This is a genomic window from Dokdonia ponticola, assembly GCF_042653865.1.
Taxonomy (GTDB): Bacteria; Bacteroidota; Bacteroidia; order Flavobacteriales; family Flavobacteriaceae; genus Dokdonia; species Dokdonia ponticola.
Genome location: NZ_JBHSFV010000008.1, coordinates 240,820 through 257,876 on the forward strand (window position 1 = coordinate 240,820; position 17,057 = coordinate 257,876).

Annotated in this window: 12 protein-coding genes and 1 pseudogene; all 13 read left to right on the top strand. The window is 37.6% G+C overall.

Features of this window, described 5'->3' with window-relative positions; translation table 11 throughout:
- The first annotated feature begins 50 nt into the window (after positions 1–50).
- A complete protein-coding gene (locus ACFO3O_RS13940) occupies positions 51–362 on the top strand; it encodes a hypothetical protein (RefSeq protein WP_379979837.1) in 312 nt (103 codons plus the stop codon).
- Positions 363–925: 563 nt separating this feature from the next.
- Positions 926–1,549 carry a GNAT family N-acetyltransferase gene (locus ACFO3O_RS13945; protein WP_379979839.1) on the top strand — a complete coding sequence of 208 codons (624 nt, stop codon included), beginning with the start codon at positions 926–928 and terminating at the stop codon, positions 1,547–1,549.
- Between the two features lie 132 nt (positions 1,550–1,681).
- Positions 1,682–2,878 (top strand): argininosuccinate synthase, encoded by a 1,197-nt coding sequence (locus ACFO3O_RS13950; RefSeq protein WP_379979841.1) that lies wholly within the window; start codon positions 1,682–1,684, stop codon positions 2,876–2,878.
- The gene (gene argC / locus ACFO3O_RS13955) at positions 2,875–3,852 is read left to right on the top strand and encodes an N-acetyl-gamma-glutamyl-phosphate reductase (protein WP_379979843.1); all 978 of its coding nucleotides are present in this window, start codon (positions 2,875–2,877) and stop codon (positions 3,850–3,852) included. Before ACFO3O_RS13950 ends, argC begins: the two co-directional genes overlap by 4 nt.
- 11 nt (positions 3,853–3,863) lie before the next feature.
- Positions 3,864–4,664, top strand: a complete 801-nt coding sequence (gene proC, locus ACFO3O_RS13960; protein WP_379979845.1) for a pyrroline-5-carboxylate reductase — start codon at positions 3,864–3,866, stop codon at positions 4,662–4,664.
- Entirely contained in the window at positions 4,661–5,794 is a 1,134-nt protein-coding gene (locus ACFO3O_RS13965) for an aspartate aminotransferase family protein (RefSeq protein WP_379979847.1), read from the top strand. The genes proC and ACFO3O_RS13965 overlap by 4 nt, the downstream gene beginning before the upstream one ends.
- Positions 5,795–5,830: 36 nt before the next feature.
- Positions 5,831–6,766 carry a Rossmann-fold NAD(P)-binding domain-containing protein gene (locus ACFO3O_RS13970; protein WP_379979849.1) on the top strand — a complete coding sequence of 312 codons (936 nt, stop codon included), beginning with the start codon at positions 5,831–5,833 and terminating at the stop codon, positions 6,764–6,766.
- A gap of 1 nt (position 6,767) precedes the next feature.
- Positions 6,768–7,547 carry an acetylglutamate kinase gene (gene argB / locus ACFO3O_RS13975; protein WP_379979851.1) on the top strand — a complete coding sequence of 260 codons (780 nt, stop codon included), beginning with the start codon at positions 6,768–6,770 and terminating at the stop codon, positions 7,545–7,547.
- Positions 7,544–8,611 carry a M20 family metallo-hydrolase gene (locus ACFO3O_RS13980; protein ID WP_379979853.1) on the top strand — a complete coding sequence of 356 codons (1,068 nt, stop codon included), beginning with the start codon at positions 7,544–7,546 and terminating at the stop codon, positions 8,609–8,611. The genes argB and ACFO3O_RS13980 overlap by 4 nt, the downstream gene beginning before the upstream one ends.
- Before the next feature lie 84 nt (positions 8,612–8,695).
- Entirely contained in the window at positions 8,696–9,979 is a 1,284-nt protein-coding gene (argH, locus tag ACFO3O_RS13985) for an argininosuccinate lyase (RefSeq protein ID WP_379979883.1), read from the top strand.
- Between the two features lie 464 nt (positions 9,980–10,443).
- Positions 10,444–12,360, top strand: a pseudogene (gene acs, locus ACFO3O_RS13990) (acetate--CoA ligase); the annotation flags it as partial.
- Positions 12,361–12,822: 462 nt separating this feature from the next.
- Complete coding sequence (locus tag ACFO3O_RS13995; protein WP_379979855.1) at positions 12,823–14,586, top strand: tetratricopeptide repeat protein; 1,764 nt, start codon at positions 12,823–12,825, stop codon at positions 14,584–14,586.
- 257 nt (positions 14,587–14,843) lie between these two features.
- Positions 14,844–17,057: S8 family serine peptidase (locus ACFO3O_RS14000; protein WP_379979857.1), on the top strand; the 2,214-nt coding region annotated here is incomplete at its 3' end.

Here is a 17,057-nt window from a genome sequence, read left to right on the forward strand (position 1 = left end):
TTTAATTAGACATTTGTATCAACAAAAAATCAGTATAAAAATCAACACCTATGAATACAGTAGCAACACCTTCAGAAGTAACGAAAGGCAAACATCAAATTGATTTAATAGATGGATCTTTTACAGCATCAGAAGCTCAAGATCTTGTTGTGCCTATGCTCACTAAGAAAATCAATTTTCATCAAATAAAGCGCATGTCACTTTTTGAAAAAAACCACAAAGATACGTGCGCTCCAGACAGAGATAGAATCTTAGAGCTAGAAGAAGCGAAAGCCACTGTTGAAGACATTTTCCTACAAGCAAAAATTGAAGGAAAAAAAGTAAAAATGCACAGCACGATACACATTACCCTTGAAGATTAATTAAGCACTATTTGATTCAAGCCATATTACATATAATTTAGTTTAGTTTAGAATAGTATATTAAGGAAAAACTGGTACTTCGTACTTAATATAAAATTCATCACTTAAAAATAGCGGTTCCGAAAAGACCGCTATTTTTTGTATCCATAAGACGTTAGCACACTAATTAAAAGTGCATCACACGGATCTATTTTACAGTCATTTCATTAAAAAACAGCTACAAACCCTGAATTATTTAAAAAAAATTCTACATTTGTACTATGATTATTTCAAAAAATAAAACACGTATAGTACCTATCGCACCCCCCGTGCGACGCCGCCGCTAATTCCTTTTAGCCATCCGCATACTATTTTTAACGTTTTTATTTTTTTACTGTGTACCTATCAAATTTCAAATCTCATTTTTATTTTCTAGCTATTTTTCAAAATAGCAATGATTTCGTACGCCGCTTTTTATTTCCCCGTCGCCCGTAAGGGTGTCTTCTTTTTATAGAACTTAGGTGAGTCCAGTTCTGCTTTCAAAAACAAATTCAACTATTCATTCACTTTTTAAATCACCAACAATGAATATCATTATTGCTGATCAAACCCATATCGTATATGCACAAATCATATGCGACACTATAGAAGAAGCAGCTCAGGTGCGAGGCACAGGGATTGCTAGAAGAAAACCTGAATATATCATGTCTAAAATGGAAAAAGGGAATGCTGTTATTGCCCTTGATGGAAATACATTCGCAGGCTTTTGCTATATAGAAACGTGGAGTCACGGAAAGTTTGTTGCCAACTCTGGATTAATCGTTCATCCAGATTACAGAGGACAAGGGCTATCTAAAGCAATTAAAAAACGAATATTTGAGCATTCAAGAACAAAATTTCCAGAGGCAAAGGTGTTTAGTATTACTACAGGCCTCGCTGTTATGAAGCTTAACAGTAATCTAGGATACACACCTGTTACGTTTTCTGAACTCACCAAAGACCAAACATTTTGGGATGGTTGCCAAACCTGCAAGAACCACGATATATTGCAGAGAACCAATCAATCGATGTGTCTGTGTACAGGAATGTTATTTGATCCTAATAACAAAAAAGAAAACGAGCAAAAACAAATCACAAGCAAGGCTTTTTCTAGATTAAAAAGCATTAAACATACGCTGTTTTTGAAAAATAAAAACAACAAAACCTAGAGCAATCTATTAAACCAGATCCCCTCAATAGCGGGATTTGCCTATCTGCCAGCATTGGCAGGCTCAACTTACAATTTTGAGTACGTCTTGTAGACTTATCAAAAATTGAGTTTCACTAAAAACAAAAAAGAAATGAATACATCCAAAAAAATAGTACTTGCCTATAGTGGCGGTTTAGATACCTCCTACTGTGCCGTACACTTATCAAAAGACAAAAACTTTGAAGTACATGCTGTAAGTGTAAACACAGGTGGCTTCTCTAACGAAGAGATGAATACCATAAAAAACAAAGCGTATGCATTAGGTGTAACCAGCTATAAGAACATTGATGCGATCTCTTCATTCTATCAGAAAGTAGTAAAGTATTTGATCTTTGGAAATGTGTTAAAAAACAACACCTACCCACTATCTGTAAGTGCCGAACGTATCATTCAAGCCATTGAAGTCATTGAATACGCCAAAAGTATTGATGCCAAATACATTGCCCATGGAAGTACAGGCGCGGGAAATGACCAAGTACGATTTGATATGATTTTTCAAACACTGGCTCCAGAAATCGAAATCATAACGCCTATAAGAGACCAACAACTTTCTAGGCAAGAAGAAATAGACTATTTAACCGCTCACGGGGTAGATATGTCTTGGGAAAAAGCAAAATATTCCATCAACAAAGGACTTTGGGGCACGAGTGTAGGTGGTGAAGAAACCTTAACCTCAGAAAAAGGATTACCCGAAAGTGCGTTTCCATCACAACTCACAAAAACAGGTAAAAAACATCTCACATTGACTTTTGATAAAGGCGAATTAATCGCTATTAATGGTGATAAACAAGCTCCTGAAAAAAATATTGAAGCGCTAGAAAATATTGCGTCAGCCTATGCTATTGGGAGGGATATTCACGTAGGAGATACGATTGTAGGCATCAAAGGACGTGTAGGGTTTGAAGCAGCAGCGGCACTGATAACCATTAAAGCACATCATTTATTAGAGAAACATACGCTTACAAAATGGCAATTACAGCATAAAGAATATCTAGCCAATTTCTATGGTATGCACCTTCATGAAGGACAATACCTAGATCCTGTCATGAGAGATATGGAGGCTTTTTTAACTAGCAGCCAAGAAAAGGTGTCTGGAGACGTGATGGTCACCTTACAACCCTATCACTTCTCACTAGACGGTATTATTTCCAAGAATGATTTGATGCAATCAAAATTTGGTAGCTATGGCGAAATGAATACACAGTGGACTGCCGAAGAAGCTAAAGGATTTATCAAAATAAATGGAAATCAAAATAAAATCTACCAACAAATACACGCTGAATCATGATCAAAGTAGGAATTATAGGAGGCGCTGGATACACCGCAGGAGAACTCATACGTATCTTACTGCACCACCCTAAAGCAACGATTGATTTTATTTACAGTACTTCCAATGCAGGAAATAAGATATCAAACGTACATCAAGATCTCATTGGAACGACTGATCTAGTATTTACACAACAAATCAATCCAAAAGTAGATGTGGTATTTCTTTGTTTAGGGCACGGAAATTCAAAAAAATTCTTAGAAGCACATTCTTTTTCGCAGGATACAAAAATCATTGATTTAAGTAATGATTTTCGGCTTTCGGAAGATCACCTTTTTAATGGAAAATCATTTGTATATGGCCTTCCAGAAGTAAACAAAAAGGCGATTAGAAAAGCGCAATACATCGCCAATCCAGGGTGTTTCGCGACAGCAATCCAATTAGCTTTAGCACCATTGGCTAACCAAAATCTGCTAACGAAAGACATTCATGTGAATGCTGTGACAGGGGCTACGGGTGCTGGGGTTTCGCTTTCTAAAACTACCCATTTCACATGGAGAGACAACAATTTCTCTCATTATAAATCTTTTACACATCAGCATCTAGCAGAGATTCACGAGACGGTGCGTCAGTTGCAGTCTGACTTTAACGCTGACATCCATTTCATTCCCAACAGAGGGAATTTCTCGAGGGGGATTTTCGCGACAGCGTACACCTATTTTGAAAAACCTTTAGAAGAAGTGACAGCCGTATACAAAGCCTTTTATAAGGACGCACCTTTCACCATCCTATCTGAGGAAGACATTCATTTGAAACAAGTAGTCAACACCAATAAATGCATCCTTCATCTCATAAAACACAACAACAAATTATTAATCACAAGTATCGTGGATAATCTCTTAAAAGGCGCATCTGGACAGGCGGTCCAAAATATGAATCTCGCTTTTGGTCTTAATGAAACCGATGGATTACACCTAAAAGGATCCATTTTTTAAAAAGAAAACATATGAAAATAGCCATTATAGGAACAGGAAATTTAGGACAATCTATCGCAAAGGGATTGGTTACCAATCAGGAACTCACGAGCCTTTATCTCACCAAAAGAAATCTTACAGAACTCAAAGAATTTGAACATTACAAAAATGTAGTGTTGACGCAGGATAATTCGGAAGCGGTGCAACATACGGATGTGTTAATCTTTGCAGTACAGCCAGCACATTTAGAAGGAGTTTTGAAGAAAATACAATCCGTACTTACCAAAAAACACATCATCATTTCGACCATCACAGGCGTTTCTGTCGCCGATATCGAGCGAATGGTGGGCGAAGACAAATGCATTGTAAGAGCCATGCCTAATACGGCGATTGCTGTTGGGAAGTCAATGACGTGTATGTGCAGTAATGCTCTAGGAAAACAACGCATTGACATTGCCGAATCTATTTTTAATAAACTCGGACACACCTTAGAGATTCCAGAAGCTCAAATGCAAGCAGCTACGGTGATTTGCGCCAGCGGCATTGCCTTTTGGATGCGACTCATACGAGCCACGACCCAAGGGGCTATTCAGTTAGGGTTTGATGCCAAAGAAGCTCAACAACTCGCCATGTACACGAGTGAAGGCGCGGCCAGTTTGCTCATCCAAAACAAACAACATCCAGAGCAAGAAATCGATAGAGTCACCACGCCTAAAGGCTGTACCATTGAAGGTCTCAACGAGATGGAACACAAAGGGCTGAGTTCTTCACTTATTCAGGGAATCGTTGCTTCATTCCATAAAATCAACACCATCAAAAAGGAACAATTATGAGTTTATTTAATGTATATCCTTTGTTTGATATCACGCCCGCTTTCGCGAAAGACGTATTCGTCTACGACACCAATGGTACTGAATATCTAGACTTATATGGCGGTCACGCCGTCATTTCTATTGGACACTCCCACCCGCATTATGTGCAGCGTATCACAGAGCAATTACAGAAAATAGGATTTTATAGTAACGCCATTCAAAATCCGTTGCAAGTTGATCTAGCCACAAAATTAGGTCAACTTTCAGACTGTAACGACTACCAATTATTTCTGTGTAATTCAGGTGCCGAAGCCAATGAGAATGCCTTAAAACTAGCTTCTTTTTACACCAACAAAAGGAAAGTGCTTGCCTTTAAAAACGGATTTCACGGCCGAACCTCTGCAGCTGTGGCAGCCACAGACAATCCAAAAATTATCGCTCCCATCAATGCACAACAAGCCGTTGATTTTGTTGCACTAGGAGATATTGAGCAAGTGGAAATTATTTTACAAAAGGGCGAAACCTGTGCGGTCATTGTTGAACATATTCAAGGAGTAGGTGGTCTGGATGAAATGTCTATGGTGTTTTATACCGCTGTTGCGAAACTTTGTAAAAAGTACAACACCCTATACATTGCAGACGAGGTACAGTCTGGTTTTGGAAGAACGGGTGATTTCTTTGCCTTTCAAAAACACGGAATCGTACCTGATATTATTTCGATGGCAAAAGGAATGGGCAACGGATTTCCTGTTGGCGGGATTTTAATTCACCCGAATTTAGAAGCCACTTTTGGAATGTTAGGCACTACGTTTGGCGGCAATCACTTGGCATGCGTTGCAACACTAGCCGTGTTAGAAACCCTAGAAAAGGAAGCACTGATGGAGCACGCAAAAAAGATGTCTTCTCATTTTATAAAAAAAGTACAAAGCCTTCCAAAACTAAAAAACACCAAAGGCCGAGGCCTCATGCTAGGACTAGAATTTGAGTTTCCAATTGCTGATCTACGTAAAGCGCTTATTTACGAGCATCACATCTTTACGGGAAGTTCTAAAAATCCAAACCTTTTACGAATTCTCCCTCCATTAACCATCCAGAAAGAGCATATAGATCATTTTATGGATGCATTACATCAAGAATTAAAAAAAGCATAAAACAATCGTTCATAGACGGTAACAAAATTTCAACAGATGAAAAATTACACAGACATACACGATATAGAAAACATTCCCGAGATGATTCAAGAAGCGATTGCTTTAAAGGCAAACCCTTTTCAATATGAAAGCTTAGGAAAACACAAAACACTAATCATGCTCTTTTTCAATTCAAGTCTGCGCACACGATTAAGTACCGAAAAAGCAGCTAAAAATTTAGGGATGGAAGTGATGATTTTAGATATCAATAGCACATGGAATCTGGAGTTTACAGATGGCACCATCATGAATCTAGATACCGCCGAACACATCAAAGAAGCGGCACAAGTGCTATCCCAATATGGAGATCTGATTGCCGTAAGAGCTTTTCCAACCCTAAAAGACAAAGCACTTGATATCTCTGAATATATCTTACAAAGCTTCGTGACATATGCCACAGTCCCTATCATCAATATGGAAAGTGCCATTGCACACCCTTTACAAGCCCTCACAGATGCTATGACCATCGCAGAACTCAGTAGTAAAAAGAAACCTAAAGTAGTTTTATCCTGGGCACCACATCCAAAAGCCTTACCTCATGCGGTTGCCAATTCGTTTGTAAACATGATGCAATCTATAAATGTTGATTTTTCTATTACACATCCCAAAGGGTATGCACTAGATCCTAATATCACAAAGAACACCCCTATTTCTCATAATCAAGAAGAAGCTCTCAGAGATGCTGATTTTGTGTACGTAAAAAATTGGAGTAGTTATGACGACTATGGAAAAGTCCTGCACCAAGACCCTGATTGGATGATCACCAAAGAAAAAATAGGCCATGCTTGCTGTATGCACTGCCTTCCTGTACGTCGAAATGTAGTGATAGAAGATGCTGTTTTGGACAGTAAAAATACTGTAGTCATCCAACAAGCGGGTAACAGGACTTTCGCTGCACAAGCGGTATTAAAAAAACTATTAGAACAATTGTAGTATGGAAACACTCAAGATCATAAAAATAGGAGGCAACATCATCAATGATGAGCCCGCACTTAATACTTTCTTAGGGAAGTTCGCAGCGCTTGAAGGTCCAAAAATTTTAGTACACGGAGGCGGGAAACTAGCCACATCCCTTGCCCAACAAATGAATGTAAAAGTAAACATCAAAGAAGGAAGACGCATCACAGATGCGGCTACCTTAGACATTATCACGATGACCTACGCTGGCAAAATAAACAAACAAATCGTTGCGAGCCTGCAAGCGCATCAATGCAATGCAATTGGGTTTTCGGGAGCAGATGGAAATACAATTGTCGCTACAAAAAGACCTGTAAAAGATGTAGATTATGGCTTTGTGGGAGACATCCAAAGCGTACACACAGAAACGTTAGACATCCTTATACAAAACAAAATTACCCCAATTTTTTGTGCCATTACCCATGACAACCGTGGCCAATTACTCAACACGAATGCAGATACGATGGGTTCAGCATTGGCGATTGCCTTTTCAAAAAGCTATCAAGTATCCCTGTATTACTGTTTTGAAAAATCAGGCGTTCTCAAATCGGTTGATGATGAAAACTCCTTGATAAAAAACATGTCCCCACAGACCTATAAAACACTTATCGATCAAGGCATCATTACTGATGGAATGATTCCGAAGTTGGATAACTGTTTTTATGCGCTTACACATAACGTACACAACGTATGCATCGGCTTACCCGAAATGGTATTTGATGCTACGATTCCTCACACTTTATTACACAACTCATGACCATAGAAAACCTCACCACCGCAGCCATTCAGTTGCTCAAAAATTTAATTGAAACACCTTCCTTTTCAGGAGAAGAAGACGCTACCGCAATCCTCATCATCGCTTGGTTTACGACCTATAAAATCCCATATCAAAGAGTCGATCATAATATTTGGGCGGTGAATAAAAGTTTTAGTGACAACAAACCGACCCTTTTACTCAACTCACACCATGACACCGTACAACCGAATAAAGGCTACACCAAAGACCCTTTTAAAGCTACGGTCGAAGAAGGGAAATTATATGGATTAGGAAGTAATGATGCAGGAGGTGCATTAGTGTCTTTACTGGCAACATTTACCTATTATTACCATAAAGAAGATCTACAATACAACCTTGTTTTTGTGGCCTCGGCAGAGGAGGAAAATAGTGGCCCCTTAGGATTGCACAGCGTTTTGCCATTACTTCCAAAAATAGATGTTGCCATTGTCGGCGAACCCACACTCATGCAACTAGCCATTGCCGAAAAAGGGTTGGTTGTTTTTGACGCCATCGTTAAAGGCACACCAACTCACGCCGCACATCCGAACACCGATAATGCCATTTACAATACCATTCCCGTACTGGAATGGTTTCAAAACTATAGCTTCAAAAAACCTTCGGAGGTTTTGGGAGATGTGAAGATGACGGTTACGCAAATCAATGCTGGAGTACAGCATAATGCGGTTCCAGCAGAAGTCGCTTTGGTCATTGATGTGCGTGTAAATGATGCCTATACCAATCAAGAGATTTGTGATATTTTAAGCTCCGAAAGTCCGTGCACGAGCATCACTCCTCGCGGGATTCGGTTGAACTCCTCGTCTATTCCTGCAGACCATCCGCTGGTAAAAGCAGGAGTTACTTTGGAAAGAAAAACGTATGGTTCTCCTACTCTTTCGGATCAGGCGGTATTGTCGTGCCCTTCGTTAAAATTAGGTCCAGGAGACAGTACGCGCTCCCATACGGCCGATGAATTTATATACGTTTCAGAAATTAAAGAAGGGATTCGCATCTACATTGAATTATTAAAACAGGTGATTATTTAAAATAGTAACCATTCTGAGTCCGCTTTCGCGAAAGCGTATACAGTCTTCTTCAAAAAAATGACAACACACATAAAAAACAACAGTATGAAACTTTGGGATAAAGGGTTTACGATAGACCAACAAATAGAAAAATTTACGGTAGGAAATGATAGAGAAATCGATTTGAGCATTGCGATCTATGATGTGCAAGCCTCTTTGGCGCATGCAAAAATGTTAGCATCGAGAGCCATCATTACTTCAGAAGAATTACAACAATTAGAAAAGGGATTGAAAGAAATTGCGCTTCAAATAGAGGCAGGTACTTTTATCATAGAACCGCAATTTGAGGATGTACACTCTAAAATTGAGTATGAACTCACCAAAAAATACGGAGAGGTTGGTAAAAAAATCCACACGGCACGTTCTAGAAATGACCAAGTGCTGGTCGCATTACACTTGTTTTATAAAGAGCATTTACAGCACGTACTTATAAAAACAGAGGGATTATTCAACACGCTTTTAAAACTTGCAAAAAAGCACAAAAAAGCGGTCATTCCAGGATATACGCATTTGCAAGTGGCTATGCCATCCTCTTTTGGCTTATGGTTTTCTGCCTACGCCGAGCTTTTGATAGATGATGTCTACGTACTCAAAGCTGCCATAAAAACAGTCGATCAGAATCCGTTAGGATCGGCGGCGGGTTATGGGAGTTCGTTTCCGATTGATCGTGATTTTACCACCGAAGCGTTGGGTTTTACAACTTTAAAATACAATGTGGTCGCTGCCCAATTAAGTAGAGGAAAAAGTGAACGTACCATCGCCAGTGCCTTGGGAGGGTTATGCAATACCTTAGCACGATTTGCCATGGATATTTGCCTGTATATGAGTCAGAATTTTGGCTTTATCACCTTCCCCGATGCACTTACGACGGGAAGTAGCATCATGCCGCACAAGAAAAATCCTGATGTCTTCGAACTCATTAGAGGGAAGTGCAATAAAATTCAGGCGCTACACACCGAAATGCTTTTAATTACCAATAATTTACCGAGTGGGTATCATCGAGATTTTCAGTTGCTAAAAGAGCACAGCATTACAGCTTTTGAAGAAGTGATTGAGATCCTTACGATTTTTGAATATGCCATCAAACAGATTCAAATTCTTGACATTGACCTCACGGATGAAAAATATCAATATTTATATACTGTAGACAGTATTAATACCCTGGTCATTAATGGGGCTTCCTTCAGAGATGCCTATCAGGAAGTAGGCGCTCAAGTGCAATCAGGCACCTACACCCCTGCAACTGCCATGGCACACACGCATATTGGGAGTATGGGGAATTTGTGCTTGGATAAGATTCAGAAGAAGTGGGATAAGGCTAGGAAATAGTGGTATGTTAAATCTTATACATGTAAATAATTTAATTAATTCTAGATATTATCTTTCTTATGACTTAACGTGTAGTACTAACAATCATGTTTTCTGTTCATTTTCTTTGCTTGTCCAAAGAAAACGGAACCAAAAGAAAAGACACTTTTTCTTAGGTATTTTTTCGCTTAAAGCGAAAAACCACAATAACTTCCCTAAATTTTTTCCAAGGTTTCAAAAATTTTTAACGGGAACTTCTTGTTATACTTGAGAAAAAGAAGAAAAAATATGGCAACTTAAATCTGATTTAAGTTATTACTAACATTATGAATAATTTTTACTACTTTTTAAGAATAAATGATGGAACCTCAAAACAATCATTGTGATCTAAAAATTAATCCAAGGGTCAGGGTGTTAAACAACAAATCTTGCTGAAAAAGTGGGATTAGCCCACCTACAAAAATAGGCTCACAACTAAAAAAAGCGACGAGTACATGAGTAATTATCACATAAAGCATCTCGAAGAATATTATCAAGTATATAGAAAATCTGTAGTAAATCCTGAGTCTTTTTGGGAAGAAATCGCAGAAGAACATTTTCTATGGCGCAAAAAATGGGATCATGTGCTTCGTTGGGATTTTAAGAAACCTGAAGTTACTTGGTTTGAAGGTGCTAAATTAAATATTACAGAAAACTGTATTGACAGACATTTGGCGACCAGAGGCGATAAAACGGCTATTCTCTTTGAACCTAACGACCCAAAAGAAGGAGCGCAACATATTACCTACAAAGAATTATATCACCGTGTCAATAAATTTGCCCATGTGCTTAAAGCGAAAGGCATTGCAAAAGGGGATCGTGTGTGTATTTATTTGCCTATGATTCCAGAATTGGCGATTGCTTTATTAGCCTGTGCACGTATAGGTGCCATTCATTCTGTGGTATTTGCAGGCTTCTCTGCGACAGCCCTTGCAACACGAATTAACGACTCCGATTGTAAGATGGTGATCACGTCTGATGGCTCGTATCGCGGTGCCAAAACCATCGATTTAAAAGGTATCGTAGATGAAGCCTTAGAAGAATGTGACTGTGTAGAAAGTGTGTTGGTTGTGAAGCGCATCAACTCCGACATTACGATGAAAGAAGGGCGTGATGCTTGGCTACAACCCTTATTAGATACCGCGTCTGATGAGCTTGCCGCTACCATCATGGATGCCGAAGATCCTTTATTTATCTTATACACGTCTGGCTCCACTGGAATGCCCAAAGGGATGGTACATACCACCGCTGGATACATGGTGTATAGTGCATATACGTTTAAAAACGTGTTTCAATACAAAGAAGAGGATGTGTATTGGTGTACAGCAGATATTGGTTGGATTACGGGACACAGTTATATCGTATATGGTCCTTTAGCCAATGGCGCTACCACCGTGATGTTTGAAGGGGTGCCTAGTTATCCCGATTATGGTCGCTTTTGGGAGATTGTCGCTAAGTATAAAATCACGCATTTTTACACCGCTCCTACGGCGATTAGAGCCCTTGCCAAGGAAGGTGTCGAGCATGTTGAAAAACATGATTTATCATCGCTAAAGGTGCTGGGTACCGTGGGCGAACCTATTAATGAAGAGGCTTGGCACTGGTATGATGATAATATTGGGAAGAAAAAATCGCCTATTGTCGATACTTGGTGGCAAACAGAAACGGGAGGGATTATGATTACCCCCATTCCTTTTTGTACGCCCACCAAACCGACGTATGCAACGCTTCCGTTTATTGGTATTCAACCCACCTTAATGGATGAGAGTGGTCAAGAAATCAAAGGCAACCAAGTCGATGGGCGTTTGTGTATAAAATTCCCCTGGCCAAGTATGGCACGAACGATTTGGGGCAATCATCAACGATATAAAGACACTTACTTTTCTGCCTATGAAAATATGTATTTCACGGGAGATGGCGCACTGAGAGATGAGGTAGGCTATTACAGAATCACAGGACGTGTAGATGATGTGATTATTGTCTCTGGACACAACTTAGGCACCGCACCCATCGAAGATGCGATCAACGAACATCCCGCAGTGTCAGAAAGTGCTATTGTTGGCTTCCCGCATGATGTGAAAGGGAATGCACTGTACGGGTATGTAACTTTAAAAGAAACAGGCGAAGGCAGAAATCATGATAATCTGAGAAAAGAAATCAATCAGATCATCACCGAGCAAATAGGGCCTATTGCCAAATTGGATAAAATTCAATTTACGGATGGGTTACCTAAAACCCGCTCTGGAAAAATCATGCGTCGCATCCTCCGAAAAATAGCAAGTAAAGATACAAGTAACCTTGGTGATACGAGTACCCTTTTAAATCCAGAATGTGTTCAGGAGATTATGGATAAGGTGTTATAGGATGTGGTGGTTAGGTGTGTTTTTCACAAAATATTTATTTTCAGTAATTTAAAATACAAATCATGGTATTTAATTACACCTGATAACATGTAAAATCTTACGTTAGATAGTTTCTTTATTGATATTGAAAAAATATTGACAGAACTATTTCTTTTTCAACAGATACCTCTTTGGCGTCTGCAATAACTTTTAATTTACAATTAAGTTCAACATCAGTCATAGTATTATATAAAGATTAACCAATAATACGCTAACAAGAAAAACCCAATGGCAAAGCTTTTTTGACAAGGAGGAATCAGGTTAGGAGCATTCCTTGCGGAAAAGGTGCACTAGGCTAGTCTCGAAAGTATTTATTTGTAGCTGTATATGTCTAGGGATAAAATTTAATGAATAAGTAAAATTCTGAAAATGTTTTTCATATTGAAAATGAAATAGTTACATTAGACTTTTAAATCTTTTTCAATGTCTGTGTCTAATCTTTTTAAATTCTTCTTTTCAACATTTTTTTTATTTGTTTGGTGTCCTATTTACTCTCAGTCTTCAGAAGCAGATAGTTTGAAAAGTACAATTAATTCCATTAATGATCCTACATTAAAATCTGAATTTCTGGTCGATCTTATTAGGAATTATATTGATCCCAAAAATGATCTTGATTATCCTGTTTGGGTACAAAAATTATGCTCTCTCAATGTTTCTAATAATATTAGGTTCGAATGTGAACAAGCTAAATTAAAAATACTCTATACCGAAGAAAAGTATGACGATCATTTATATATGGCAAAACAATTATTGAAAAATGAATATATTCAACAAGACAAAGCAAAAAGATACAGTATAAATAACTTTATAATAGACAATTTCTATTATAAGAGAGAAGAAGATTCAATTTTAAAATACTTATTTCAATCTCAAAAGTTTACCTCAAAACCTAGCGAAGAAGTATATATTTATGATAAGCTCGCTGAAATGTATTATATCAAAGGTGATTTTACAACAGCAACTCATTATGTAGATAGTGTGCTTTCTATAGCTAATAAATTTGATAATTCAAATTACAAGGCAGAAGGTCTTTATCGTTTAGCCAAGATTCAACGTAAAACAAAATTCTATGATGAAGCCTTAGTTAATTACCAATCTTCTCTTGATATTCTTTTAAAAAAAGATTCAATAACGCGTAGTATTGGAGCTACTTATCTTGAAATGGCAGTACTATCTAAACAAATGAAAAATTTTGATAATGCTTTGAATTACTTAACAAAAGCTTTTTATATCTATAAGAAATTAGATAGACAACGAACACTAGCTACAATTCACGATGAATTTTCAGTCTGCTATATTAGGTTGAAAGATTACGAAACTTCCTTTTTCCATGTAAATCAAGCTATAAAAATCAAGAATGAGATTAATATAAAATCTGACCTTAAGTATTCATATTCAAGATTAGGAAGATTATACTATCTAAAAAAAGAAAAAGATTTTGACAAAGCAATTCACTATCTTAACTTATCTAAAGAGCTTTATGAATTGAAAGGTTCTGTTGAACAGAAAATGTACCTAGAACTTTACTTTTTTAATGCTTATCAATTGCAGAAAAATACTAACCAAGCGACAAAACATTTTAATCAATTCATAAAATTAAAAGACTCACTCAATAAGTCTATTAATAGAAAAGCAATAGCAGAATCTGAAGTAAAGTATAAAACTTTAGAAAAAGAAAAAGAGATACAAAGTAATAAACTTCTCATTGCAACAAAGCAACGTAATTTTCTTATTTCAGTCAGTATTGGGTCTTTTATTCTATTACTTCTAGGTTTAATGTATTTCAAAAAAAGAAAGAAAGAAAATCAATTACAGAATATTATTGAACACGTAAAACAACTTTCCAATAAAATTCTCTATCAAGAAGAAGAGGCTATCAAAAGAAAAAACAATCTTGACAGTACTACCTTTAGCAAACATCTAACTAAAGAATACAATCTCACAAAAGCTACTTATGAATATTGGGATCGACAAGCTTTTGGTATCACCGAAAAAGAAATGGAAACTCTTTTTGATATTTCAAAAAGTTCTGTGCAAAGTAGGCGTAAAGAGCTCTACAAACGATTATCTGCAAAAACAAGTACCGAAGAATATGATCGACACTCTTCTGTTTCTCTCTACCTTGAAGAAATTGTTGATTTTATGAATGCCAAAATTCAGAGTCTTCAATCTGATAGTGAAGAATAAATATTAAGTAAAATATTTCTCCACTCTACAGGGGTGATTTTCATTTTTTACTGTTTACAACTTCCGCTCCACAGGGATGGCGTGGCATCTTTTTGTCTTAATAAACTTCTTAGAATCATTTTCAAATGCCTAATATTGAGCTATTAATGATTCCAACCATACAATTAATCTATCCATATGATATACTAAACCTATATACTCTTTTAAAGTATTTTTCTATTACTAAAATTTAATTTGAATCATAAAATCAATCTACTATGAAAAAACATTACTTAATCAAATTTATACTTACATTACTTTTTTCTGTAAGCACTGCTCTTGGGCAAAGCAACGATGATCAATCATTCGTTGAAAACGAATTGTATGTTAAAGTAGTTGAGACCTATCAACCTGAATGGAATAGGACGTTTCGATTGTCTTTTTCTGAAGTTCCTGTTTTGAGCCGATATGTGGCAGATTTCCAAATAACAGAGATTCAGTTCCCTTATTATTTTACTCAGAAATCATCTGAACTACAGCGTACACTTCGGATTAAGATTGGAGAAAGTGTCGACGTTGATACTTTTATTAGAATCTTGTCTAATGATAAGCTAATAGAGTATGTAGAACGAGTTCCGATGAGTTTTATACACGAAGTTCCTAACGATGATGATATTTCTACACAATGGAGTCTTAGTAAGGTTCGAGCTTTTGAAGCTTGGGATTTAGAGACTGGGGCTAACGCAATAGACGTAGCCATTGTAGATAGCGGTGTACAAACTGATCACCCAGATCTTATGGGTAATATGGCAGATGGTTGGGATGTAAGTGATAACGATAGTAATCCTAATCCTATTAATGGCGATTATGATCACGGAACGCACGTTGCTGGTCTAGTTGGCGCAGTCACCAATAATTCTATTGGTATGGCTAGTGTAGGTTATAATATTGATATTATGCCTATAAAGGCAACTAACTCTCCAAACTCTAATCTCATTACTCACGGTTACGAGGGAATACTTTGGGCTGCTTCAAATGGCGCAGAGATTATTAACTGCAGCTGGGGTGGAGAGGCTTATAGCCAGACACATCAGAATATTGTTAATACAGCTTATAATACGTTTGGTAGTATTATAGTTACTTCTGCTGGAAATGATAATACGAATGTAATTCAGTATCCTGCAGGATATAACAATACACTTACTGTTGCCGCAACGAACCAAGATGATAGTAAGCGGGGGAATTCAAATTATGGTAGTTGGGTAGATATTTCTGCACCAGGTAGTTCCATTTATTCTACTTTGTTATATGATGATTATGGAAATAAGAGTGGTACTTCTATGGCATCGCCAATAGTTGCTGCTGCTCTTGGGCTTGTTTGGTCTGCGGATTTATCAAAGTCTAAGGAGGAAATTATCGATTGTGTTCTTGATTCTGCTGTACCACTTAATTGGTCTGGTAGCGGTAGTGGTCGATTAGATGTTAGGGCTGCCTTAGATTGTATTCTAGATAATGGAGGTGGAGATCCTATTGCTTGTGAATGCCCATTTTTGGATAATCAGTTCCCAAACAATACGTTAACTCCTACCAATAATTGGCAATCAGTTAATTGTCAATTTGCAGGAGAGTTTTCAGAATATAATGTTTCTAATGGCGAGACATATGTTTGGAGCTACTGCACTAACGATGGAGGTAACTCTTCAAACGATTTGAGAATAAACGTTTTTGATGGAAATGGTAATCGCGTAGCTTGTAATATGGATAGCTGTGGTTTAGACCCTAGAATTGTTTGGACTTCTAACTTCACAGGTATTGTGAGAGTCCAAACCAACGAGTATATAAATGGTAGTATGCAATGCGAAACTAATTTAGATTGCGCAACTTTAGTCTATAAGATTGATTCTAGCGGAGGTGGTAATTGTGATGTTCTCTATGCAGATCAATTGGTTAAGGATGGAACAGGCGGCGGTGTTGGTAATGATGATGGGCAAGCTAATCCTGGAGAAGAAATTGATCTTGAAGTAGCACTAGAAGCTATCGGTTGCGATTTACACAATGTATCTGGGATATTAAATACGAACGATTCTGATATAACTATCACCGACGATAGTCAGAGCTGGGGAGATATTCTAGAGGGTCAAGTGGATTGGACAAGTGATTTCGATTTTGATGTAGACGCAAATACTCCTGAGAAGGATGTTGTCTTTACATTGGAGGTTACTTCAGATGAAGATAGCTGGGTACTGACGTTTATAGTGCATATCTACGCTGACGGTGGTAATTGTGATATCGCCTATGCAGATCAATTAGTTAAGGATGGCACAGGTGGTGGAGTCGGCAATGATGATGGGCAAACTAATCCCGGAGAAGAAATTGATCTTGAAGTAGCACTAGAAGCTATCGGTTGCGATTTACACAATGTATCTGGGATATTAAATACGAACGATTCTGATATAACTATCACCGACGATAGTCAGAGCTGGGGAGATATT

Coding starts and splice junctions, on each gene's coding strand:
- ACFO3O_RS13950 (WP_379979841.1), top strand. CDS start 1,682: ATGAATACATCCAAAAAAATAGTACTTGCCTATAGTGGCGGTTTAGAT.
- argC (WP_379979843.1), top strand. CDS start 2,875: ATGATCAAAGTAGGAATTATAGGAGGCGCTGGATACACCGCAGGAGAA.
- ACFO3O_RS13970 (WP_379979849.1), top strand. CDS start 5,831: ATGAAAAATTACACAGACATACACGATATAGAAAACATTCCCGAGATG.
- ACFO3O_RS13980 (WP_379979853.1), top strand. CDS start 7,544: ATGACCATAGAAAACCTCACCACCGCAGCCATTCAGTTGCTCAAAAAT.
- ACFO3O_RS13995 (WP_379979855.1), top strand. CDS start 12,823: ATGTCTGTGTCTAATCTTTTTAAATTCTTCTTTTCAACATTTTTTTTA.
- argH (WP_379979883.1), top strand. CDS start 8,696: ATGAAACTTTGGGATAAAGGGTTTACGATAGACCAACAAATAGAAAAA.
- ACFO3O_RS13945 (WP_379979839.1), top strand. CDS start 926: ATGAATATCATTATTGCTGATCAAACCCATATCGTATATGCACAAATC.
- ACFO3O_RS13940 (WP_379979837.1), top strand. CDS start 51: ATGAATACAGTAGCAACACCTTCAGAAGTAACGAAAGGCAAACATCAA.
- argB (WP_379979851.1), top strand. CDS start 6,768: ATGGAAACACTCAAGATCATAAAAATAGGAGGCAACATCATCAATGAT.
- proC (WP_379979845.1), top strand. CDS start 3,864: ATGAAAATAGCCATTATAGGAACAGGAAATTTAGGACAATCTATCGCA.
- ACFO3O_RS13965 (WP_379979847.1), top strand. CDS start 4,661: ATGAGTTTATTTAATGTATATCCTTTGTTTGATATCACGCCCGCTTTC.